The sequence below is a fragment of the Pseudomonas sp. ICMP 8385 genome (genome assembly GCF_002699915.1).
In the GTDB taxonomy this organism is placed as follows: domain Bacteria; phylum Pseudomonadota; class Gammaproteobacteria; order Pseudomonadales; family Pseudomonadaceae; genus Aquipseudomonas; species Aquipseudomonas gessardii.
On sequence record NZ_LKBY01000001.1, the window covers coordinates 366,953 to 390,490 of the forward strand.

The window sequence follows — 23,538 nt, forward strand, 5'->3', positions numbered from 1 at the left end:
AGCGCATCCGCGCTGTCATCTCCAAGGTAAACGCAGATGAATGACTGGCATATCGTGTGTGACTTCGATGGGACCATCACACCCACCGATGTCATCGACAATGTTCTCCAACGCTTCGCCGGCCCCGAGTGGGAAACCATCGAGCAGCAATGGCTGGATGGCCATATCGGTTCCCGGGAATGCCTGAGCCGCCAATTGGCGCTGATCAAGGCGACCCCGGCCGAACTGCTGGCGTATTTCGACACGGTCGAGATCGACCCGGACTTCCCGGATTTCGTCGACCATGTCCTTGGCCTTGGCGCCTCCCTTGAAGTGGTCAGCGACGGCATCGAGCAAGGCATCGCGCGGATCCTGTCGCGCAACTACGTGACCTTGCTGCCGATCATCGCCAACCGCCTGCGCCAGGTTGACCAGGACAGCTGGCGCATCGACTTCCCCCATGCCAGTGACGCCTGCCGCGCGGCCTCGGGCAACTGCAAATGCAAGTCCACCCCGCGCAACAAACGGGTGCTGGTGATCGGCGATGGCAAGTCCGATATGTGCGTGTCGACCACCGCCGATTTCGTCTTCGCCAAGGGCAGCCTGGCCCAGTACTGCCAGGCCCACGCCATCCCCCATCTGCGTTTCGACAGCTTTGCCGAACTCCCGGCCTTGCTGGCCAGGCTGCCCCAGGGCATCGCCGCCAACGCCACCCACTTTACCTCCGACACTCAGGAACTCTTTCATCATGTCTGATATCCGTATCGCTACCGCCGAAGACCAGGTTCTGCTGGATAAAGAAGCCAAGTATTGCTCCTACGGCGACACCGTCCACTACATCGACCCGCCGCGTATCTTCAGCCGTTGCGAAGGCTCCTACGTGTGGGACACCGAAGACCAGGCCTACCTCGACCTGCAAATGTGGTATTCGGCGGTCAACTTCGGCTATGCCAACCCGCGCCTGAACAATGCGCTGAAACAGCAGATCGACACCCTGCCGCAAATCGCCAGCCAGTACCTGCACAAGGGCAAGATCGAGCTGTCGGAAATGATCGCGGTGGATGCCAAGAAAAAATTCGGTCTCGATGGCCGGGTGCACTTCAACGTCGGCGGTTCGCAGTCCATCGAGGATTCGCTGAAGGTGGTGCGTAACGCCAGCAACGGCAAGAGCCTGATGTTCGCCTTCGAGGGCGGCTACCACGGGCGTACTCTCGGCGCGTCGTCCATCACCTCCAGCTACCGCTATCGCCGCCGCTACGGCCACTTTGGCGAGCGCGCCAACTTCATCCCGTTCCCGTACCACTTCCGTGGGCCCAAGGGCATGACCAAGGAAGAATACGGCAGCCACTGCGTGCAGCAGTTCGCGCGCCTGTTCGAGACTGAATACAACGGTGTGTGGGACCCGAAAGTCGGCCAGAGCGAGTACGCCGCGTTCTACGTCGAGCCGATCCAGGGCACTGGCGGCTACGTGATCCCGCCGATGAACTTCTATAGCGAACTCAAGCAGGTGCTCGACCAGCACGGCATCCTGATGGTGGTCGATGAAATCCAGATGGGCTTCTGGCGCACCGGTAAGTTGTGGTCGATCGAGCACTTCGACGTGCAGCCGGATGTGATCGTGTTCGGTAAGGCCCTGACCAACGGCCTCAACCCCCTGGGCGGCATCTGGGCCAAGGAAGAGTTGATCAACCCGAAAATCTTCCCGCCGGGCTCCACCCACTCCACCTTCGCCTCCAACCCGCTGGGTACGGCGGTGGGCCTGGAAATGTTCAAGATGACCAGCGAAGTCGACTACGGCGCGATGGTCATGGCCAAGGGCAAATATTTCCTTGAAGGCCTGCAAGAGTTGCAAAAGCGCTTCCCGATCATCGGCGACGTCGATGGCCTGGGCCTGGCCCTGCGCTGTGAAATCTGCGGCCCCGATGGTTTCACCCCGGACAAGGCGACCCTGGACTACATGGTTGACGAGGGCATGAAAGGCGACATGCTGGTCGACGGCCAGAAACTGGGGTTGATCCTCGATGTGGGCGGCTACTACAAGAACGTGATCACCCTGGCGCCGTCCCTGGAAATCAGCTACCCGGAAATCGACCTGGGCCTGAAGCTGCTGGAGCAACTGCTGACCCGAGCGATGAAGCGGTGAACCAGGCCGATATCGATCTCGGCGAAGGCAACGCCGGCTTCGTTCTCGGCAACGGTCCGGTCGGGGTCTTGTTGATCCACGGCCTGACCGGCACCCCGACCGAGTTGCGGCGGGTGGCCCAGGGCCTGGCCAAGGCGGGCAACTGCACCGTGTATGTGCCGACCCTGGCCGGGCACTGCGGGGGCAACGAAGACCTGCAGGCCACCGGTTGGCGCGACTGGTACGAGGGCGTGCGCAAGACCTTTGTCGGCGTGCAGCAGCGCCATACCCAGGTGTTTGTCGGTGGCTTGTCCATGGGCGCGGTGATGTCGATGTACCTGGCTTCGGAGTTCCCGGGCCAGGTCGCGGGGTTGCTGATGTACTCCACGACCCTCAAGTACGACGGCTGGAGCATCAACAAATTTGCCTTCATCACGCCGTTGCTGATCCGCATTCCCTTCGGCGTGCGCCTGTTCCGCTTTACCGAGAAGCCGCCCTACGGCATCAAGAACGAACGCCTGCGGGCCATTGTCGAGCGGCAGATGAAAGAGGGCGAGAGCAGCGAGGCCGGGTTGTTGACCATGGAGGGCGTCACCGTGCGCGAGCTGCACTGGATGAACGCGGTGGTGAAAAAACGCATGCCGTCGATCAAGACCCCGGCGCTGGTGCTGCACTCCATCGAGGACGACATCACCAGCCGCTGGAACGCCGACTACGTGGAACGCCACCTGGGCGGCCCGGTGACCAAGATCCTGCTGGACAACTGCTACCACATGATCACCGTCGACCTGCAATACCGCCGGGTGATCGAGTTGAGTGCCGGCTTTATCGAGCAACACGCCACCCCTGTGGACGAATATCTCCGGGCTTGACACCGTCCCCTGTGGGAGCGGGCTTGCCCGCGATGGTCGTGAACGATGACGCATATGGTCCGGTTTACGCGGTGTTTTTAGATGAAGGAAACGCTGTGATCAGCACTAAAGCCTATTCAACTATCCAAGCCATCGACCGCAGTGTCTGGAATGACTGCTTTCCCCTGGCATTGGAAGATTGGGATTACTACGTGGCCGTGGAAAACGCCGCCATCGACGACTTCCAATGGCGTTACCTGGCCCTCTATGAGGACGGGCAACTGCTGGCGGTCGCCCCGGCGTTCATCACCCATTACCGCCTCGATACCACCGTGTCGGGCATCGCCAAACGCTTTACCCAACGCCTGGAGCGCTGGCGGCCCGGGGTTTTGCGGCTGGGCCTGTACGCCATCGGCTCGCCGGTGGCCGAGCAATGCCATGCCGGTGTCGCCAGCCATGTACCCGCTGCGCGGCGCGGGGTGCTGTTGGAGCAACTACTGGTCGCCGCGCGTCGGGACGCCGATGCATTCGGCATCGGCCTGCTGGCGGTCAAGGATGCCCCGACCCGGGACCAGGACTGGGCCGACAGCTGCCAGGCCACCGGCCTGCACAGCATGCCGAGCCTGCCCACTGGGTTGCTGCCGCTGCCCTACGGCTCGGTGGATGCCTACCTGGGCTCCCTGGGCAAATCCACGCGCAAGGACCTGCGGCGCAAGCTGCGTGCGCCGGGGCCACAGGTGGAGTGGCGGGACAATGTCGATGACGTGCTGCCGGACATCATGCGCCTCTACGAAGCGACCCTGGCCCGCGCCGACCTGCAATTTGAACGCCTGCCCGCCGGGTATTTCAGCCAGGTGCTTGCCCAGCTTGAACAACGGGCGCGCTGTGTACTTTACTGGGTGGATGGGCAACTGGTGGCGTTCAACCTGGTACTGCTGGACCAGCACCGGTTGATCGACAAATTCTTTGCCCATGACCTGGCCCACAGCCGCGAACATAACCTGTACTTTCGCAGTTGGCTGGCCAACGTCGCCTACTGCATCGAGCACAATATTGCGTTGTATGAGTGCGGGCAGGCCGGGTATGCCAGTAAGCTACGCCTGGGCTGTGAGTTTGCCGGCAATACGCTGTTCTTCCAGCACCGTAACCGGCTGCTCGACACCCTGCTCAAGCTGGTAAAAATATTTATTCGCCCGGACCGATCCGACCCTGCCATGGCTGCTGCAATAAGCGAAACCCGATGACCGCCAGAACCCGCCAGAAAACCCGCCCGTTTGCCATTTCCCGCTGGAGCCTGCAGCGCAAGCTGGTGTTGGCGTTCTGGCTGGTGACGGTGATCCCGACGATGATCGCCGCCGAACTGGCGGCCACCACCCTGTCGCAGATTTTCGACAGCAACGTGCGCATCTGGCTGCAAGAGTCGACCCGTATCGTCAAGGACGAAGTCAGTGACATCCTGCACGACAACGCCCGTGTGGCGCAGATCTTCCTGCGGTATGTGCGCTCGCCTTCCAGCCAGGAAGCGGCGCGGCACGACCGCTTGATTGCCGACATTGCCCGCGCCACCGATATCGACGTGGTGACGCTGATCCGTCTTGACGACCGCAAGGTGATGTTCAGTACCGTCGGCGATGAGGTGGTGAACCAGATCAGCCTGGCACCCAATGCGGTGCTGCAAACCGTGCAGATCGGCGGCGTGGCCACCGGCGTGGTGATCTCCACCTTCGCGACCCGCCAGGATGGCGTCGACTATGAACTGCTGGTCGGCACCTACCTGGACAGCAGCTTCCTGACCAGTGTCGCCGAGGTGCACTCCCTGGACTTGCGCCTGTACCTGGCCAATACCGATGGTTTCTCGGAGATCTTCTCCACCCAGCGTTTTGAAGACCACCCGACCCGCGTGCCGAAATCCGTGGAAACCCTGCTGCGCAGCACCAAGCAGCCCAGCGAACAGTTCACCAGCAACTACAGCGGCCTGTACTGGCCGATCTTCAATGACACCGGCGAGTTGCAGGGCGTGATCTTCAGCGGCCTGCTGCGCCACACCAGCCTGGTGGGGCTGGTGAACCAGAGCAATCTGTTTGTGCTGATCTTCCTGCTCAGCTCCGCCTTGTCCCTGGGCGCCGGTGTGCTGGTCTCCCGGCACCTGACCCGGCCACTGCGTGAGTTGTCCCAGGGCGTGAGCGCGGTGATCAGCGGCAACTACCAGCACCGCGTGGCGGTCATTGGCGGCGACGAGCTGGCGCAACTGAGCAGCACCTTCAACCATATGACCGAGCGCCTGAGTGAGCTGCATCACCTCGAAGCCCAACTGCGCCGCCGCGACCGCCTGCATGCCCTGGGCGAAGTGGCGATGGGCCTGGCCCATGAAATCCGCAACCCCCTGGGCATCATCAAGACCGCGACCCAATTGCTGCACCGCCGCACGGACCTGCCGGAGACCGACAAGCGCCACCTGGAATACGTGATCAGCGAAGTCAGCCGGATCAATGACCTGATCACCGACTTCCTCGACTTCGCCAAGCCCAGCGAGCCGCTGCGCAGCCAGCAACTGGCGCGGCCGTTGGTGGAGGAAATCCTTGGCTTTTGCGCGCCGGAACTGGCCAGCCACGCCATTGACGCGCACCTCGATGACCAGGCGCCCGGCGCGACCCTGTATGTGGACGCCAAGCAATTCAAGCAGGCGTGCCTGAACCTGATCCTCAACGCCATCGACGCCATGCCCCAGGGCGGGCGCCTGACCCTGGGCATCAGCCGTGCCGGGCACTCCACGGTGATCAGCATCAGCGACAGCGGCCAGGGTATCCCGCCTGAAATGATCGAGCGGATCTTTACCCCCTTTGTCACCACCAAGGCCTCGGGCACCGGCCTGGGCCTGGCGAAAGTCTATTCGATCATGGAAAGTCACGATGGCCGCATCGAATGCACCAGCGAGAAAGATGCCGGGGCCACCTTCACCTTGTACATTCCGGCCAACGGTGCAGATGACGGCGACGACGAGGACAGTCATGACACATAACATATTGGTGGTCGACGACGAGCCCAAGCTCTGCGACTTGCTGTCGTCGGCCCTGAGCCAGAACGATATCCAGGTGTTTATCGCCGGCAATGGCCTGCATGCGCTCAAGGTGCTGGAGCAGGAAGAGATCGACCTGGTGATCAGCGACTGGCGCATGCCCGGCATGGACGGCCCGCAACTGCTGGCCGAGATCAAGGTGCGTTACCCGCAGTTGCCGGTGATCGTGATGACGGCCTACAGCACCGTGAAAAATGCCGTGCAGTCGATGCGCAACGGCGCCTACGACTACATTGCCAAGCCCTTCGATATCGACGAGCTGGACATCACCGTGGCCAAGGCCTTGCAGTTTCGCGACATCATGCGCGACAACGCACGGCTGCGCGCCGAGCTCGATGAGCACGCGCAGTTCGATAGCCTGGTGGGGGATAGCCCGGCATTCCGCCGGGTGCTGCAGGCGGTGGACTCGGTACGCGAGAGCAGCGCGACGATCCTGTTGACCGGCGAAAGCGGCACTGGCAAGGAAATGGTGGCCCGCGCCATTCACAAGCATGGCAACCGTGCAGACAAGCCCTTTGTGGCGGTCAACTGCGCGGCGATCCCCGAAGGCTTGCTGGAAAGCGAAATGTTCGGCCATCGCAAGGGCGCGTTTACCGGCGCCGTGGCTGACCGGGTAGGGCGCTTTATGCAGGCCGACAAGGGCACGCTGTTTCTCGATGAAGTGGGGGATATGCCCTTGGCGTTGCAGGCCAAGATCCTACGCGCCTTGCAGGAGCGGGTGATCGAACCGGTGGGTGACCCACGCGAGCGCAAGGTGGATGTGCGGGTGATCGCTGCCACCAACAAGAACCTTTTGGAAGCGGTGGCGAACAAGACGTTTCGCGAGGACCTCTACTACCGCCTCAATGTATTCCCGATCCCGCTGCCCGCCCTGCGCGAGCGCGTCGAAGACATCGCCCCGCTGGCTCGCCACTTTGCCCGCAGCCTGAGCGCCAACGCCGGCAAGCGCATCACCGGCTTCAGCCCCGACGCCTTGCAGGCTATGGCCGCCTACAACTGGCCGGGCAATATCCGCGAGCTACAAAACTGCGTAGAGCGCGCGACCATCGTCGCCGCCAGCCCGCTGATTGAAGATATCGACTTGCCGGCCTACCTGTTCGCGTCCCAGCCGACCGAGCGGGATGTGACGACAATCCTCAGCGAAGGCCCAGGCGTGCCCCAGGACTTGGACGCAGCACTGGCCGAGGTAGAAAAAGCCTACATCCTGGCAGCCTTGCAAGAGAGCAATGGCGTACAGGCGGCAGCGGCATCGAGGATCGGCATCTCCGAGCGCAGCTTCTGGTACCGCTTGAAAAAGCTGGGGATCCAGATCGACAAGATCGTGCGCTGAATCCTAGGAATCCCCCTGGATCAAATGTAGGAGCTGTCGAGCTTTAGCGAGGCTGCGATGCAGGCAGCTCGGTTTTGCAGGTGTACCGAGTCGATCCCACAGGGATTCGGCTCGACAGACAGTGCGCAGAGCCCTGGGAATCCCCCGGATCAAATGTGGGAGCTGTCGAGCTTTAGCGAGGCTGCGATGCGGGCAACTCGGTTTTGCAGATGTACCGAGTCGATCCCATCGCCGCCTCGCCGGGGCTCGACAGCTCCCACAGGGATTCGGCTCGACAGACAGTGCGCAGAATCCTGGGAACCACACGAATCAAATGTGGGAGCTGTCGAGCTTTAGCGAGGCTGCGATGCAGGCAACTCGGTTTTGCAGGTGTACCGAGTCGATCCCATCGCAGCCTCGCCGGGGCTCGACAGCTCCCACAGGGATTTGGCTCGACAGACAGTGCGCAGAATCCTGGGAACCACGCGGATCAAATGTGGGAGCTGTCGAGCTTTAGCGAGGCGGCGATGCGGGCAACTCGGTTTGCAGGTAGACCATGGGGTCAGGCATGGATCCGCACCCACACGCTGACCAGCACCGTCGCCGCCATCAACCACGCCAGCGCCGCCACTGCCAGCGAGGCCTCCAGGCGCATGCGGTCGACCAGCACATACAAGGTCGCCAGGTACACAAAGTAGGGAATGATCGACCACATGCCGAACACAATGGTGGTCTTCAGATCGTCCACCGAGCGGCCTTTGCCGACGATGTAGTGGGCGATCAGCGCGAAGGTCGGAAACAGCGGCACCAGGCCGGCGATGTAGTAGTTCCTGGTCTTGGCCAGTACGGCCAGGAGCAAGACCACCGCCGCACCGAGGGCGGCCTTGAAGACTAAATCCACGTATGGCTCCTTAGTGGCTCAGGCCGTATTTCTTGACCTTGTCGAACAGGGTGGTCTTGGCCATCCCCAGTTCCAGGCTGGCCTGGGTCAGGTTGCCGCCACTGCGTTGCAGGGCGTCGCTGAGCAGGTTGCGTTCAAAGGCTTCCACCGCTTCGGTAAAGGCCAGGCCATGGTTGTCGGGGCTGGTGCCGCTTTTCTTGAAGGCCGGCAGGCCCAGGGCAAAACGTTCGGCGACGTTGCGCAGTTCACGCACGTTACCGGGCCAGTCATGGCTCATCAGGCTGGACAGGGTCTGGTTGTCCAGCTCCGGGGCGATGCGGTCGAAGCGCAGGGAGGACTGCTGCAGGAAGTGTTCAAACAGCTGCAGGATATCTTCGCGACGCTCGCGCAGCGGCGGCAGTTCCAGGGTCACCACGTTCAGGCGGTAGTACAGGTCGCTGCGGAACTGGTTGGCGCGGCTCAATTCGTTGAGGTCGGACTTGGTGGCGGCAATCACCCGGCAATCCACCGCCACGCTCTGGTTCGAGCCCAGGCGTTCCAGGGTGCGCTCCTGCAAGACCCGTAGCAGTTTGATCTGCAGGTTCATCGGCATGCTTTCCACTTCGTCGAGGAACAATGTGCCTTCGTGGGCATGTTCGATCTTGCCGATCCGCCGTTTGCCCGCGCCGGTAAAGGCGTTGGCTTCGTGACCGAAAATCTCGCTTTCAAACAGGTTTTCCGGCAGGCCGCCGCAGTTCAGGGCCACGAACTGGTGGGCGTGGCGGCGGCTGAAGTCGTGCAGGCAACGGGCGACCAGTTCCTTGCCGGTGCCGGTCTCGCCTTCGATCAGCACGTTGGCCGAGGTGTCGGCGACGTTGGCGATCAATTCACGCAGGTTCTGCATCGCCGGCGAGCGCCCGATGATCCGACCTTCCAGGGAGTCACGCTCGGCCAGTTGCCGGCGCAGCGACCACACTTCCCGGGCCAGGCCGCGCTGTTCGAGGGCGCGGCGCACCACGTCCACCAGGCGTTCCGGGGAGAAGGGTTTTTCCATGAAGTCATAGGCGCCGTTGCGCATCGCGCCCACGGCCATGGAAATATCGCCGTGGCCGGTGATCAGCACCACCGGCAGGCTTTTATCCAGGGCCTTGAGGCGGGTCAGCAACTCCAGGCCGTCGATGCCGGGCAGGCGGATATCACTGATCACAATGCCGGCAAAGTTCTCGCCGACACGTTTAAGGGCCTCTTCGGCGCTGGCCACGCCGACGCTGGGAATATCTTCCAGGGCCAGGGCTTGCTGGCAGCCGAGCAACACATGGGGATCGTCTTCGACAATCAGCACGGTCAGCTCGGTGTTGGATTGGCTGTTCATATCGACTCGCCGGGTTGATGGCCTGCCAGGGGCAGGCTCAGGACAAAGGCTGTACCACCCGCAGCCGGATGTTCGACGGCCAGGCTGCCGCCGGTGGCCGCCGCAAGGCTGGCCGACAGGGTCAGGCCCAGGCCCAACCCTTGTTCGCCGGGTTTGGTGGTAAAAAAGGGTTCAAACAAGTGCTTGCGGGTCTCCGGGTCGATGCCATGCCCGTTGTCTCGCACCCGCAGGCGGTATTTGCCTTCGCTGCTGTCACTTTCCAGCCACAGCTGGGGGGTGGGTTGGGCGTGCATCGCATCCAGGGCGTTGCCGATCAGGTTGACCAGGATCTGCTCCAGGCGCGTCTGGTCGATCTGCAGCATGGCCTGGCTGAAGCCGCGGTGCACGGTCAACGGCAGGCTGTCGAGGCGGCTGCCCAGCACCTGGAATGCGGCGTCCACGGCCTTGCCCAGGCTGGCTTCGCCCTGGTCGTCACCGCGCCGGGCAAACGAGCGCAGGCTGGCGGTGATGCGGCCCATGCGATCGATCAGTTCATTGATGGTCTTGAGGTTGGTGCTGGCGGTATCCAGGGCCCCGCGCTCCAGGAAGCGCACAGTGTTGCCGGACAAGGTGCGCAGGGCCGCCAGGGGCTGGTTCAGTTCATGGGCGATGCTGGTGGACATCTGGCCGATGGCCGCCAGCTTGCCGGCCTGGACCAATTCGTCCTGGGCCCGGCGCAGGGTTTCTTCGGCCTGGCGCCGTTCGCGGATCTGCGCCTTGAGCCGTTCGTTGCTGGCCCGCAGGTCGGTCGTGCGTTCGGCAATCCGCCGCTCCAGCTGGTTATTGGCCTCTTGCAAGGCCTCGCGGGCGGCCAGGCGCGTGGCGATCACTTTGCGCCGCTCATTCCAGGCAATCAGCAGGAACGCCACCAGGGCAAAGGCCACCGCGACGAGGATGCCCTGGTTGATCGCGGCCTGGCGCAGGTCGTTGAGCGGGGTGAGCAGGGTGAAGTTCCACGGTGTGTCGTTCAGGGGCCGGGTCTGGGCCAGGTAGGTGACTTCCCGGTCGTCGGCCACCACTTCACTGTTGGCCGGGAAGGTCAGTTTTTCGGTGCCTGTGTTGAGGTGCTCGCGGGCCAGGGGTTGCAGTTCGTTAAGGGTCGCCCAGTAATATTGCAGGCTGCGGGCCAGGCGTTCCTTGGTCTCGTCGCTCAGTGGACGCACCGCCTTGAGCCGGCGCGCCGGGTCGCTGGAGAGGATGATGATGCCGTTCTCGTCACTGACGAAGGCTTCCAGGCGCGCGCGCTGCCAGCGTTCTTCCAACGCTTCGAGGCGCACCTTGACCACCGCCACGCCGATGATCTTGCCGCGTTCTTCCAGGCCATGGGCCAGGTAGTAGCCGGGTTCGCCGTTGGTGCTGCCGATGCCATAGAAACGCCCTGGCTGGCCACGCACGGCATTCTGGAAATAGGCGCGGAACGACAGGTCTTCACCGAGGTAACTGTCGACATCGCGCCAGTTGCTGGTGGCCATTACGCGGCCGGTGGTGTCCATCACATAAATCGCCCGGCTGCGGCTGCGCCGGTTCAGGCCTTCGAGGTAGTCGTTAACCGTTTGCCGGTGTTCCGGGGTCGGGTCGGCCAGCAATTTGGAGACGCTGGATTCCAGCTCCAGCAGGCTGGGCAGGTAGGTGTACTTGCTGATCTCACTCTCGACCGTGCGCGCATGCAGCTCCAGCTGGCGCTCGCCGTTCTCGCCCAGGGTGCGGATGCCGTAGTGCTCGCTGGTCCAGAAGCCGATAAAGCCCAGGCCGATCATCAACAGGATGATCAGGGGCGGCAGGAACAGTTGGCGAATCAGACGAGGCTTCACGGCAAGGGATGGCGGTGCGGCGCGATAGAGGGTGGGGTCGCATTTCATCACAGATGCCTTGGGTCAACCAGCGCTTGCCTGGAACCGTGTGGGAGCGGGCTTGCCCGCGATGACGGTAGGTCAGCCACAGAGAGGTTGACTGATATGCCGCAATCGCGGGCAAGCCCGCTCCCACAGGGCCCGGTTTCTACAGTGGACGCTGTGTCGTGCTTAGTGCTGCAGGATTTTCTCGAGGAAGTGCTGCGCACGTTCGGAGCGGGCGCTGATGTCGCCGAAGAACTCTTCTTTCGGGCAGTCTTCGATGATCTTGCCGGCGTCCATGAAGATCACGCGGTCGGCCACTTTACGGGCAAAGCCCATTTCGTGGGTTACGCACATCATGGTCATGCCTTCCTGGGCCAGTTGCACCATCACGTCCAGTACTTCGTTGACCATCTCCGGGTCCAGGGCCGAAGTCGGTTCGTCGAACAGCATGACAATTGGGTCCATGGCCAGGGCACGGGCAATTGCCACGCGCTGCTGCTGACCACCGGAAAGTTGGCCGGGATGCTTGTGGGCGTGCGCCGACAGGCCCACGCGCTCCAGCAGTTGCAGGCCTTTCTTGGTGGCTTCTTCCTTGCTGCGGCCCAACACCTTGATCTGCGCGACAGTCAGGTTTTCGGTGATGGTCATGTGCGGGAACAGTTCAAAGTGCTGGAACACCATGCCCACGCGCGAGCGCAGTTTCGGCAGGTTGGTCTTCGGGTCGGCAATCGAGGTGCCGTCCACTACCACGTCACCTTTCTGGAACGGTTCCAGGGCGTTGACGCACTTGATCAGAGTGGACTTGCCCGAGCCGGACGGCCCGCACACCACGATCACTTCGCCTTTCTTGACCTCGGTGCTGCAATCGGTCAGCACCTGGAAGTCGCCATACCACTTGTTGATGTTCTTGATAGAGATCATACGGCAAACCTTTTTTGCAGACGCTTGACCAGCAGCGAGGCGGCAAAGCTGATGATGAAGTAGACGACACCGGCGAAGATCAGGAACTCATTGGAGCGGCCGATAATGTCGCCGTTGGAACGGGCGGAGTTGAGGAAGTCCACCAGGCCCACGGTGTAGACCAGCGAGGTGTCCTGGAACAGGATGATGCTCTGCTGTAGCAGCAGCGGGGTCATCTTGCGGAACGCCTGGGGCAGGATGATCAGGCGCATGGTCTGGCCGTAGGTCATGCCCATCGCTTGTGCGGCGGCCATCTGGCCTTTGGGGATCGACTGCACGCCGGCCCGCACGATTTCGCAGAAATACGCCGCCTCGAACATCATGAACGCCACGACGCAGGAGGTGAACGCACCAATCGGCGTGTCTTCACCTGTGATCCAGCGCAACACGAACGGCACCGCCAGGTAGAACCAGGTGATCACCAACAGCAGTGGGATCGAGCGGAAGTAGTTCACATAGGCGCCGGCCACGCGCGACAGCAGTTTGCTGGAGGACAGGCGCATCAAGGCCAGGATAGTACCGAGAATGATGCCGCCGACCACGCCCATGACCATCAGCTTCAAGGTCATGACCATGCCGTTCCACAGGCCGGGCATGGCTGGGATGATACCGCTGAAATCGAAGTCCATTATTTGCCCCCCACGGAAATCAGGCCGGGCACGGCGACTTTCTTCTCGACCACGCGCATCAGCAGCATCAGGCTCATGTTCAGGGTGAAGTAGATCAGCGTGGCCAGGGTGAAGGCTTCAAACAGGTTGGCCGAGAACTCGGCGGTTTGCTTGGTTTGTGCCAGCAGTTCCATCAGGCCGATCAGGGACGCCACGGAGGAGTTCTTGAAGACGTTGAGGAATTCCGAGGTAAGCGGCGGAATGATGATCCGATAGGCCTGGGGTAGCAGCACATTCCAGTAGATCTGCGACAGGCTGAAGCCCATGGCGCGTGCGGCGGCTTCCTGGCCACGGGGCAGCGCCTGGATACCGGTACGCACTTGTTCACATACGCGGGCGGCGGTGAACAGGCCCAGGCACACGACAACGCTCAGGTAGGCCGAGGTGGTCGGGTTCAAGTCTTGTTTGTACCAGTCCTGCAGGTTTTGCGGCAGCAGGTCGGGCACCAGGAAGTACCAGATAAACAGCTGAACCAGCAGGGGCACGTTACGAAACAGTTCCACGTAGCAGGTGGCAATGCCGGCCACGAGGCGATTAGGCATCGTGCGCATCACGCCCAATACCGAGCCCAGCAGCAAGGCGACGATCCAGGCCACGATGGCGATGGCGATGGTCCAGCCCAAACCGGAGATGAACCAGTCGAGATAGGTCTCGCTGCCCACGCCGGTGGACTTGAAGAATACGCCCCAGTCCCAGTTGTAATTCATTAGGGTCTCCCCCGAAATCGATCGATGTACAAGCACCCGCTTGGGGAAGATCCATTCCCGCCTGACGGTGAACGTCAGGCACACGCGATCGGCTCGGAAACCGCCAGGTCGAGTGTTCCAAATAATGCCAGCAGGTAGTAACAGACGCCTGAGGGAGGGTTGGCTCCCTCAGGAGATAAGGTTAGTTCGGAATCAGGACTTTTTTTCAGCCGTTTTGTCGTCAGCCGCTTTGTCAGTCGGGTTGGCGATCAGGGCCTTGAGTTCGTCGCTCATCGGGAACATCAGGTTCAGGCCTTTTGGTGGGATCGGCGAGCTGAACCACTTGGTGTAGATGTTGTTGATTTCGCCGGACTTGTAGGTGGCGACGATGGCGTCATCCACAGCCTTCTTGAACGGAGCATCGCCTTTGCGAACCATGCAGCCGTAGATTTCAAAGGATTGTGGCGTGCCGGTCACGGCCCAGTCAGTTGGCTGCTTGGCCTTGGCCATTTCACCGGCCAGCAGTGCGTCGTCCATCATGAAGGCAACGGCGCGGCCGCTTTCCAGCATCTGGAAGGACTCACCGTGGTCTTTGGCGGAGATAACGTTCATGCCCATTTGCTTGTCAGCGTTCATGGACTTGAGGATGCGCTCGGACGTGGTGCCGGCGGTGGTTACGACGTTCTTGCCCTTGAGGTCAGCGAAATCCTTGTAGGTCGAGTTCTTTTTGGACAGCAGACGGGTACCGATTTCGAAGATGCCGACGGAGAAGTCGACTTGTTGCTGACGCTCGACGTTGTTGGTGGTGGAGCCACACTCAACGTCCACGGTGCCGTTCTGCACCAGCGGGATACGGGTTTGCGAGGTGACCAGGTTGTATTTGACCTTCAGCTCGCCTTCCTTCATGCCGAGGTCTTTTTCGACCGCTTTGACGATGGCCAGTTGAATGTCGTGGGAGTAGCCCACTGGCTTGCCGGAACCGTCCGCGATGTAGGAGAACGGGATGGAGGCGTCGCGGTGGCCCAGGGTGATGGTGCCCGACTCTTTGATTTTCTTCAGTGTGCCAGTCAGTTCGGCGGCGAAGACGGGAGTGCTAATCAGAGCGGCAGCAATAGCTGCGCCCAAAATATGGGGAACGATACGCATCAATACTTCCTCGACATTTGTTTTTTTTATGAAGCCTGGACGGCTCTTTCGATACAGCGAATGCCTGTGACGGCTCCTGAAGCATCTCAGGCAAACACGTCCCAAGTGTAGAGCATGAGTCGTGCCAGACTGTGAATAAAGATATAAATATATGATTTATATAGTGATTAACTTTATGTGACGGGGTTTATCCGGGGTTTAAGTCCGGCAAACCGAATAGGGGGTGGTATCACGTTCGGAAAACCGAATCTGTAGGAGTTTGCGTACAGTGCCCGCGCCAAAAAAAGCCCCTGGACCTTTCGGTGCAGGGGCTGGGTGCATCAGGCCGCTTCGATCTTGCTGCGGTTCTGCTCGACCTTGATCAGGTAGCGCTGCAGGTTTTCCTGTTCCTCGGGGGTGGTGAACAGCCCCAGTTTGGTGCGACGCCACAGGATGTCGTAGGCCTGGGTCGCCCATTCTTCGGCGCACAGGTAGTCGACTTCCCGGGTGTACAGGCCGCCACCCAGGTGTTCGCCCAGGTCGGCCAGCGCTTGCACGCCCTCGAGCAGGCGCCAGGTGCGGCTGCCATAGGTGGTGGACCAGCGGCGGGCGATTTCGCTGGGAATCCACTCGAACTTGTTGCGAATGTCCGTAGCCAGGGCTTCAGGCGTGCTCATGTCTTCGCCGCCGGGCAGGCTCGCGGTGGCGGTCCAGCTTGGCTTGATATGGGGGAAGTAGGGGGCCAGTTGCGCCAGGGCCGACTCCGCCAGCTTGCGGTAGGTGGTCAGCTTGCCGCCGAATACCGACAGGATCGGCGCTTCTTCGCCGGTGCCGGACAGCGCCAGGGTGTAGTCGCGGGTGATGGCCGATGGGTTATCCGACTCGTCGTTGCACAGCGGGCGCACGCCGGAATAGGTGTGCACGATATCGTCGCGGCTCAGTTGCTGCTTGAAGTGGGCATTGACCACCTTGAGCATGTAGTCCGTTTCACCCTCGGTAATTGCCACTTTCGCCGGGTCGCCGGTGTACTCACGGTCGGTGGTGCCGATGATGGTCAGGTGATTGAGGTACGGAATGGTGAAGACGATACGCCCGTCTTCATTCTGCAGGATGTGTGCATGGGCGCCTTCGTACAGCTTCGGCACGATCAGGTGGCTGCCCTGGATCAGGCGGATGCCATAGGGCGAATCGAGCTTGAGGTCATCCTTGATGAACTTGGCGACCCACGGGCCGGCCGCATTCACCAGGGCCTTGGCGCGGATCGACAACAGGCTGCCATCGGCGCGCTCCAGGTGCAGGTGCCACAGGCCCTTGCTGCGGCGGGCGCTGACGCAGCGGGTCTGGGTGTGGATATGCGCGCCCTTTTCCCGGGCGGCCATGGCATTGAGCACCACCAGGCGTGCGTCATCGACCCAGCAATCGGAGTATTCAAAGCCCTTGGTGATTTCGCTTTTCAGCGGGCTGTCGGCGCCGAACTTCAGGCTTTTGGAGCCTGCGAGCTTTTCGCGTTTGCCGAGGTGGTCATACAGGAACAGGCCGGCACGGATCATCCAGGCCGGGCGCAGGTGTGGGCGATGGGGCAACACAAAGCGCATCTGCTTGACGATGTGCGGGGCCTTGGCCAGCAGCACTTCGCGTTCGGCCAGGGCTTCGCGCACCAGGCGGAATTCGTAATGTTCAAGATAACGCAGGCCGCCATGGATCAGCTTGCTGCTGGCGGACGAGGTGTGGCTGGCCAGGTCATCCTTTTCGCAAAGGAACACCGACAGGCCGCGCCCGGCCGCATCTGCCGCGATGCCCACGCCATTGATCCCGCCGCCAATAACGGCAACATCATAGACTTCGGCAAGGGGTGGGGCAGGCAAGGTAGAAGGGGTCATCGGCTGGCCTCGCGATCTTTATTTATATTTGAATTTGAACATTAATGTTCGTTTGCGAAAATGGTAGCTTATAAAGGCGGACGCAGCCAGTCGAATTCGATTGAAAAAACTCATCGAAGGGTAGGGAAAGGAAGAATTGTGAACATTGAGCCTTGTGTTGGCTCAAGAGAGTTGTGGCCCTTTAGGCCGCCATCGCGGGCAAGCCCGCTCCCACATTTGGAATGTGTTCAACCTGTGGGAGCGGGCTTGCCCGCGATGGCGCCGGTGCAGGCGCTAGAGGTGCGGGCGGTTACACGACTTCCAGGCGAATCTTGTTCTGGTTCAACAACTGCACCAGCGCCGGCACCGGCTGCTGATCGGTAACCAGGCAATCAATCAAGCTGATGGGCCCCAGGCGAATCATGGCATTGCGCCCGAACTTGCTGGAGTCCGCCGCCAGGATCACCTTGCGCGCATTGGCAATGATCGCCTGGGAAACCCGCACTTCCTGATAGTCGAAGTCCAGCAGGCTGCCGTCCTCGTCGATGCCGCTGATCCCCACCAGGGCAAAATCGACCTTGAACTGGTTGATAAAGTCCACGCTGGCCTGGCCCACCACGCCGCCGTCGCGGCGCACATTGCCGCCGGTCAGCAGCACGTCGAAGTCGTCCTTGGCGCTGAGCATCATGGCGACGTTGAGGTTATTGGTGATGATCTTCAGGTGGCTGTGGTTGAGCAGCGCCCTGGCGATGGATTCGGTGGTGGTGCCGATATTGATGAACAACGAGGCATGGTCGGGGATCTGGGCGGCAATGGCTTCGCCGATACGCTGTTTTTCATCGCGCATCTGGTCGGCACGCATGGCGTACTCGGTGTTTTCGACGCTGGAGTCATAGGCGGCGCCGCCGTGGTAGCGACGCAGCAGGTTGGCTTCGGCCAGTTGATTGATATCGCGGCGGATGGTTTGCGGGGTCACAACGAACAGCTGCGCCATTTCCTCGATACTGACGTAGCCGCGTTCGCGGACCAGTTCGAGGATTTGCTGCTGACGGGGAGGCAGATTCATGGGGCGTCCTTTGGGCTGCCGTACAAAAAAGTGGCCCATGATGACGCAGGAATCTGCTCCCTGCCAGTTACAACCCTAAGTGGGTCCAGCGCTTGGCTTATTCAGCGCCTTCGTGGGGTTCCCAGTCGCGGGTGCGGCTGACCGCTTTTTTCCAGCCGGCGTAGAGTTTTTCTTTGGCGGGCTCGTCCAGTTGCGGTGCAAATTCGCGCTCGATCACCGCCTTGCCCCGCAACTCTTCCAGGCTGCCCCAGAAACCACAGGCCAGGCCGGCCAGGTAGGCCGCGCCCAATGCTGTGGTCTCGCGCATTTGCGGGCGCTCGACCTGGGTGCCGAGGATGTCGGCCTGGAACTGCATCAGGAAGTTGTTGGCCACGGCGCCGCCGTCCACCCGCAGGGATTTGAGGCGTTCGCCGGAATCCTGCTGCATGGCGTCGAGCACGTCGCGGGTCTGGTAGGCAATCGACTCCAGGGCCGCACGAATAATGTGATCGACCCGTACGCCACGGGTCAGGCCGAACAGCGCGCCACGGGCATAGGGGTCCCAGTACGGAGCGCCCAGGCCGGTGAAGGCCGGCACCAGGTACACGCCGTTGCTGTCCTTGACCTTGTTGGCGAAGTATTCGGTGTCGTGGGCGTCATTGATGATCTTCAGCTCGTCGCGCAGCCACTGCACGGTGGAGCCGCCGTTGAATACCGCGCCTTCCAGGGCGTAGGCCACTTCGCCACGGGGGCCGCAAGCGATGGTGGTCAGCATGCCGTGCTGGGATTTGACCGCCTTGTCGCCGGTATTCATCAGCAGGAAGCAGCCGGTGCCGTAGGTGTTTTTCGCCTGGCCCGGCTCGACACACATCTGGCCGAACAGCGCCGCTTGCTGGTCGCCGGCAATGCCGCCGATGGCAATCCCGCTTTTGGTGCGGCCGTAAATTTCGGAGGAGGACTTAACCTCTGGCAGCATCTCGCGCGGGATGTCCAGCACCTCCAGCATCTTCGCGTCCCACTCCAGGGTGTGGATGTTGAAGAGCATGGTGCGTGAGGCGTTGGTGTAGTCGGTGACGTGGGTCTTGCCGCCGGTGAATTTCCAGATCAGCCAGCTGTCGATGGTGCCGAACAGCAACTCGCCGTTGCGCGCACGTTCGCGGCTGCCTTCGACGTTATCGAGGATCCATTTGAGCTTGGTGCCGGAGAAGTACGGGTCGGTGACCAGGCCGGTGGTGTCGCTGATGTACTGCTCATGGCCGTCGCGCTTGAGCTGCTGGCAGATCTCGGTACTGCGCCGGCACTGCCAGACAATGGCGTTGTAGATCGGGCGGCCGGTGATCTTGTCCCAGACCACTGTGGTTTCACGCTGGTTGGTGATGCCGATGGCGGCGACCTGATCGTGGTGCAGGCCGGCTTGTGCCAGGGCTTCGACCATCACGGCGCTCTGGGTGGCGAAGATTTCCATCGGGTCATGCTCGACCCAGCCGGCTTGTGGGTAATGCTGGACGAATTCGCGCTGGGCGGTGCACACCACGTTGGCATCACGATCAAAGATGATCGCCCGCGAACTGGTGGTGCCCTGATCAAGGGCAATGATGTAGTTCTTATTCTGTGTGTCGGTCATGTCGATTGCCTTGGACGGAAAAAGGAATGGGTCAGTAGCCTGGGCCACAAGGGGCAGGGGGCCCAGGCTAGCGTTTCAGGACGTTCGGGTGTTGCCGTTGGCGGCGGTTTCGGGTGCAACAGTTGTAGCAGGCATTGCGGCGCTGGGCAGATGGCGGGCAATCAACCCACGATAGGCCGCAGCACCGAGGCAGGCACCGACAATCGGTGCAAAGATCGGAATCAAAAAGTAAGGAATATCGCGCCCGCCAGTGAAGGCCATTTCACCCCAGCCGGCGAAAAAGGTCATCAGCTTGGGCCCGAAATCCCGGGCCGGGTTCATCGCAAACCCGGTCAGCGGGCCCATGGCGCTGCCGATCACCGCGATCAGCAAGCCGATCAGCAGTGGGGCCAGCGGGCCACGGGGCAAGCCGTTGTTGTCATCGGTCAGGGCCATGATCACGCCCATCAGGATGGCGGTGATGACCATTTCTACCAGGAATGCCTGGGCCGTATTCAACAGGGCGTGAGGATAGGTGGAAAACACCGAGGCCAGTTCCAGGCTGGCTGCCGAGCCTCGGACCATCTGGTGAGTTTGTTCGTAATCGAAAAACAGGTTGCTGTAGAGCATGTAGACCAGCGCGGCGGAGCAAAAGGCGCCGGCAACCTGGGCGATGATATAGAAGGGCAGTTTGCGCTTGTCGAAATCGGCGAAGAGGCACAGCGCGATACTCACTGCGGGGTTGAGATGAGCCCCGGAAATGCCGGCGCTCAGGTAGATCGCCATGCTCACGCCGATCCCCCAGATAATGCTGATTTCCCACAAGCCAAAGCTGGCACCCGCGACCTTGAGCGCAGCGACGCAACCGGTGCCGAAGAAGATCAGCAGCGCGGTGCCGAGAAACTCGGCCATGCATTGGCTTGAAAGTGAAGGCTGTTGAAGAGCAGTTGTCATTGAAAACCTCGGTTTTTTTTCTTGTCTGGCGCGGTGCCACAACGGGCGGTGCGCGATTTTCACCGTGGCAAGGACCCCCATCCTGGCCACGGCTTACTGCTCGGACACTGTGGATAGATTTCCGCAGTATTCGGAAACGAAAAAATATAGACAAGAAACACCGCTGTCAAAGGTCGAAAGTGAACGGTTGGTCATTTTCAAACTATTAATGTGATGAATGATCGCGGCAACACGGCGACGCAACGGGTGGCAAGCATGGCCAGACTCTGCGCGGATTCGTCGCACAGCCCCCTGCACTAGAGCGTTTTACCTGGGTTTGTCCTAGAATCGGCGGTCTGCTTTTCCACGTCTCCCCCAAGCCTGGAGCCCCCATGACCCCTGCATTGGACTTGTTGAAAAAAGTTCGCGCCGAACATCGTATCCACAGTTACGAACATGACCCCAAGGCGGCCTCTTATGGCCTGGAGGCCGCGGAAAAGTTGAGTCTCGACCCGGCGCGGGTGTTCAAGACCTTGCTCGCCAGCAGTGAAAAAAATGAGTTATTGGTGGCGGTGGTGCCGGTCGTCGGAAGCCTGGATTTGAAGGCCCTGGCGCACGCGGCAGGCGTGAAGAAAGTCGAAATGGCCGACCCGGCGGCGGCGCAGCGCGCGACCGGCTATTTGTTGGGAGGGATCAGCCCGTTGGGGCAGAAGAAGCGCCTGCGCACGTTCATCGATGTGAGCGCGCAGTCTTTTGCGACAATTTTTGTCAGCGCGGGCAGGAGAGGGTTGGAAGTGGAGTTGGCGGCGATGGTGTTGGCCGAACATACCCAGGGGGCATTTGCGCCGATTGGCCGGGCTTGACCTCAATTTGGACGGTGTTGGCGGTCCAAATGTGGGAGCGGGCTTGCTCGCGATGGCGGTGTGTCAGTTGATAGAAAGTTGACTGACACACCGCCATCGCGAGCAAGCCGCTCCCACATGGTGGATTCGGCTTCTTCAGCTGGCGGTGCTATAGCGCCGCACACCGGACTCTATCTGCGCAATCTGCGCCGCCGTGCTCCCCGAGGCCTGGAACAACACCAGGTGCTCGGCCGCCACGCGAATCCCCACTTGCGCCCCTACCAGGTGATCGGCATGGCTGGGGAAAATCGACTCCAACTGGGCGCCGGTCGGCAACTGCAAGCGGTACAAGGTCGAGGCGCCCAGGAAGGTCTTGCCGACAATCTGTGCTTTCAAGGCGCTGTCCGGTGCATACACGATGTCATCCGGGCGTAGCAAGACATCCACCGCGCAGCCGGTTGGCCAGGTATAGGCACGATTACCGCGCAATTCGCCCAGTTCGGTACTGACCGATTCCGGCGAGCTCAACTGGCCACGGATAAAGTAACCCTGGCCAATAAAGCTCGCGACATAGGGCGTCAGCGGTTCGTGATAGAGGTTGTAGGGCGTATCCCACTGTTCCAGCCGGCCTTCCTTGAACACGCCGACGTGATCGCTCACGGCAAACGCTTCTTCCTGGTCATGGGTGACCAGGATCGCACTGGTGCCACGGGCCTTGAGGATGTCCCGCACTTCATGGCTGAGCTTGCGCCGCAGTTCACCGTCAAGGTTGGAGAATGGCTCGTCGAGCAGCAGCAATTGCGGTTCCGGTGCCAATGCACGGGCCAGGGCCACGCGCTGTTGCTGGCCACCGGACAGTTCGTGGGGGAAGCGCTTGCCCAGGTTCTTCAGGTTGACCAACTCCAGCAGTTCGGCGACCACGCGCTCTTTGCGCGGGTGTTTGCGAATGCCGAAGCCGATGTTGTCGGCCACGCTGAGATGGGGAAACAGTGCGTAGTCCTGGAACACCATGCCAATGCGACGTTTCTCGGGTGCCAGGGTAAAGCCGGCGCTGGAGATCACTTCGCCCGCCAGGTTGATCTCACCTTCGTGCACCGGCTCAAACCCGGCAATCGCGCGCAGGGTGGTGGTCTTGCCGCAACCCGAGGAGCCCAGCAGGCAACCGATATCGCCGGCGTTGAGGTGCAGGTTGAGGTTCTGCACCACCCGTTGGTCCTGATAGCCGCATGCCAGATTGCGCAGATTCAGCAGAAGTGGCTGGCTCATGCGTGGTGGTACGCCGGCGGCACGAGGAACTCCAGCAGGGCCTTCTGCGCGTGCAGGCGGTTTTCTGCCTGGTCCCAGGCAACAGAGCGTGGGTCGTCCAACAGGTCGAGGCTGATTTCTTCGCCGCGATGGGCCGGCAGGCAGTGCATGAACAGCACATCCGGCGCGGCGAGGTCGAGCAACTCACGGGTAACTTGATACGGCGCAAACAGGGCCAGGCGCTTGGCGGTCTCGTCTTCCTGGCCCATGGAGGTCCAGACGTCGGTGCTCACCAGGTGCGCGCCGATCACGGCGTCTTTCGGGTCGCGCACGATTTGTACGCGGGCGTCGGCCTTGGCCAGGAATTCGGCGCTCGGCTCGTAGCCCTCGGGGCAGGCAATGCGCAGGTGGAAGTCGAACTGGATCGCCGCTTCTATATAACTGTTGCACATATTGTTGCCATCACCGATCCAGGCCACGGTCTTGCCCTGGATCGAGCCGCGATGTTCGAGGAACGTCTGCATATCGGCGAGCAACTGGCACGGATGCAGGTCATCGGACAGCCCGTTGATCACCGGCACCCGCGAGTTGGCGGCAAATTCGGTGAGGGTGCTGTGGGCAAAGGTACGGATCATCACGGCATCGAGCATGCGCGACATGACAATGGCGCAATCGCTGATCGGCTCGCCACGGCCCAGTTGGGTGTCCCGTGGCGACAGAAAGATGGCCTGACCGCCAAGCTGGATCATGCCGGCTTCAAAGGACAGGCGGGTACGGGTGGACGACTTCTCGAAAATCATCCCGAGTACGCGGTTTTTCAAAGGCTCGAACAGTACGCCGCGATTACGCAGGTCTTTAAGCTCAATGCCTCGACGGATCACGCTGACCAGCTCTTCGGGCGTGCAATCCATCAGGGAGAGAAAGTGCCTTGCGCTCATCATTAACTACCTTTTTGCAACAGACCGCAGATACTCAAAGCCTTGTTTATTGTGACAACGGGCGAGACCTGCGGCGAAAGCCGCACGGGGCGACGAAATAGGGGAAGGCGCGATATTGACACTAAATGTCGCGTCTTACCAATAGGCTACGGTTTTTTAGGGGTGTTCAAA

General features: G+C 61.1%; 20 protein-coding genes. 7 read left to right on the forward strand and 13 right to left on the reverse strand.

Features of this window, described 5'->3' with window-relative positions; genetic code table 11:
- Nucleotides 1-36: 36 nt before the first annotated feature.
- The 6 genes from AO268_RS01680 (at nt 37) to AO268_RS01705 (ending at nt 7,358) form a co-directional block, all read left to right on the forward strand.
- On the forward strand, nt 37-735 hold the full coding sequence (locus AO268_RS01680) for an MtnX-like HAD-IB family phosphatase (RefSeq protein WP_076962418.1): 699 nt from the start codon (nt 37-39) through the stop codon (nt 733-735).
- Entirely contained in the window at nt 728-2,122 is a 1,395-nt protein-coding gene (locus AO268_RS01685) for an aspartate aminotransferase family protein (RefSeq protein ID WP_099167718.1), read from the forward strand. Before AO268_RS01680 ends, AO268_RS01685 begins: the two co-directional genes overlap by 8 nt.
- Entirely contained in the window at nt 2,119-2,973 is an 855-nt protein-coding gene (locus AO268_RS01690) for an alpha/beta hydrolase (RefSeq protein WP_076962420.1), read from the forward strand. Before AO268_RS01685 ends, AO268_RS01690 begins: the two co-directional genes overlap by 4 nt.
- A 95-nt stretch (nt 2,974-3,068) precedes the next feature.
- On the forward strand, nt 3,069-4,196 hold the full coding sequence (locus tag AO268_RS01695) for a GNAT family N-acetyltransferase (RefSeq protein WP_099167719.1): 1,128 nt from the start codon (nt 3,069-3,071) through the stop codon (nt 4,194-4,196).
- Nucleotides 4,193-5,971, forward strand: a complete 1,779-nt coding sequence (locus AO268_RS01700) for a sensor histidine kinase (RefSeq protein ID WP_099167720.1) — start codon at nt 4,193-4,195, stop codon at nt 5,969-5,971. Before AO268_RS01695 ends, AO268_RS01700 begins: the two co-directional genes overlap by 4 nt.
- On the forward strand, nt 5,961-7,358 hold the full coding sequence (locus AO268_RS01705) for a sigma-54-dependent transcriptional regulator (protein ID WP_099167721.1): 1,398 nt from the start codon (nt 5,961-5,963) through the stop codon (nt 7,356-7,358). Before AO268_RS01700 ends, AO268_RS01705 begins: the two co-directional genes overlap by 11 nt.
- Before the next feature lie 541 nt (nt 7,359-7,899).
- Here AO268_RS01705 and AO268_RS01710 read toward each other — a convergent pair.
- The 11 genes from AO268_RS01710 to AO268_RS01765 form a co-directional block, all read right to left on the reverse strand.
- Entirely contained in the window at nt 7,900-8,238 is a 339-nt protein-coding gene (locus tag AO268_RS01710; RefSeq protein WP_099167722.1) for a GlpM family protein, read from the reverse strand.
- A gap of 10 nt (nt 8,239-8,248) precedes the next feature.
- A complete protein-coding gene (locus AO268_RS01715) occupies nt 8,249-9,589 on the reverse strand; it encodes a sigma-54-dependent transcriptional regulator (RefSeq protein WP_099167723.1) in 1,341 nt (446 codons plus the stop codon).
- Nucleotides 9,586-11,487 (reverse strand): sensor histidine kinase, encoded by a 1,902-nt coding sequence (locus AO268_RS01720; protein WP_076962426.1) that lies wholly within the window; start codon nt 11,485-11,487, stop codon nt 9,586-9,588. Before AO268_RS01720 ends, AO268_RS01715 begins: the two co-directional genes overlap by 4 nt.
- A gap of 162 nt (nt 11,488-11,649) precedes the next feature.
- Entirely contained in the window at nt 11,650-12,384 is a 735-nt protein-coding gene (locus AO268_RS01730) for an amino acid ABC transporter ATP-binding protein (protein WP_076962427.1), read from the reverse strand.
- Entirely contained in the window at nt 12,381-13,052 is a 672-nt protein-coding gene (locus tag AO268_RS01735; protein WP_076962428.1) for an amino acid ABC transporter permease, read from the reverse strand. The genes AO268_RS01730 and AO268_RS01735 overlap by 4 nt, the downstream gene beginning before the upstream one ends.
- Nucleotides 13,052-13,798, reverse strand: a complete 747-nt coding sequence (locus AO268_RS01740) for an amino acid ABC transporter permease (RefSeq protein ID WP_076962429.1) — start codon at nt 13,796-13,798, stop codon at nt 13,052-13,054. Before AO268_RS01740 ends, AO268_RS01735 begins: the two co-directional genes overlap by 1 nt.
- Nucleotides 13,799-13,990: 192 nt before the next feature.
- Nucleotides 13,991-14,923 (reverse strand): glutamate/aspartate ABC transporter substrate-binding protein, encoded by a 933-nt coding sequence (locus AO268_RS01745; RefSeq protein WP_076962430.1) that lies wholly within the window; start codon nt 14,921-14,923, stop codon nt 13,991-13,993.
- A 320-nt stretch (nt 14,924-15,243) separates the two neighbouring features.
- Nucleotides 15,244-16,782, reverse strand: a complete 1,539-nt coding sequence (gene glpD, locus AO268_RS01750) for a glycerol-3-phosphate dehydrogenase (RefSeq protein WP_099167725.1) — start codon at nt 16,780-16,782, stop codon at nt 15,244-15,246.
- A gap of 289 nt (nt 16,783-17,071) precedes the next feature.
- The gene (locus AO268_RS01755) at nt 17,072-17,827 is read right to left on the reverse strand and encodes a DeoR/GlpR family transcriptional regulator (protein WP_076965199.1); all 756 of its coding nucleotides are present in this window, start codon (nt 17,825-17,827) and stop codon (nt 17,072-17,074) included.
- 97 nt (nt 17,828-17,924) lie between these two features.
- Nucleotides 17,925-19,430 (reverse strand): glycerol kinase GlpK, encoded by a 1,506-nt coding sequence (glpK, locus tag AO268_RS01760; RefSeq protein WP_076965200.1) that lies wholly within the window; start codon nt 19,428-19,430, stop codon nt 17,925-17,927.
- Nucleotides 19,431-19,505: 75 nt separating this feature from the next.
- Entirely contained in the window at nt 19,506-20,363 is an 858-nt protein-coding gene (locus AO268_RS01765) for an MIP/aquaporin family protein (protein WP_099167726.1), read from the reverse strand.
- Between the two features lie 371 nt (nt 20,364-20,734).
- Between AO268_RS01765 and ybaK the strand changes: the two genes are divergently transcribed.
- Entirely contained in the window at nt 20,735-21,205 is a 471-nt protein-coding gene (ybaK, locus tag AO268_RS01770) for a Cys-tRNA(Pro) deacylase (RefSeq protein WP_076965202.1), read from the forward strand.
- Nucleotides 21,206-21,340: 135 nt separating this feature from the next.
- On the opposite strand, the gene AO268_RS01775 is transcribed toward ybaK, so the two are convergent.
- Entirely contained in the window at nt 21,341-22,450 is a 1,110-nt protein-coding gene (locus AO268_RS01775) for an ABC transporter ATP-binding protein (RefSeq protein ID WP_099167727.1), read from the reverse strand.
- Nucleotides 22,447-23,367: an ornithine carbamoyltransferase gene (gene argF, locus AO268_RS01780; protein ID WP_032858449.1), complete on the reverse strand. Its 921-nt coding sequence runs from the start codon at nt 23,365-23,367 to the stop codon at nt 22,447-22,449. The genes AO268_RS01775 and argF overlap by 4 nt, the downstream gene beginning before the upstream one ends.
- Between the last annotated feature and the right edge of the window lie 171 nt (nt 23,368-23,538).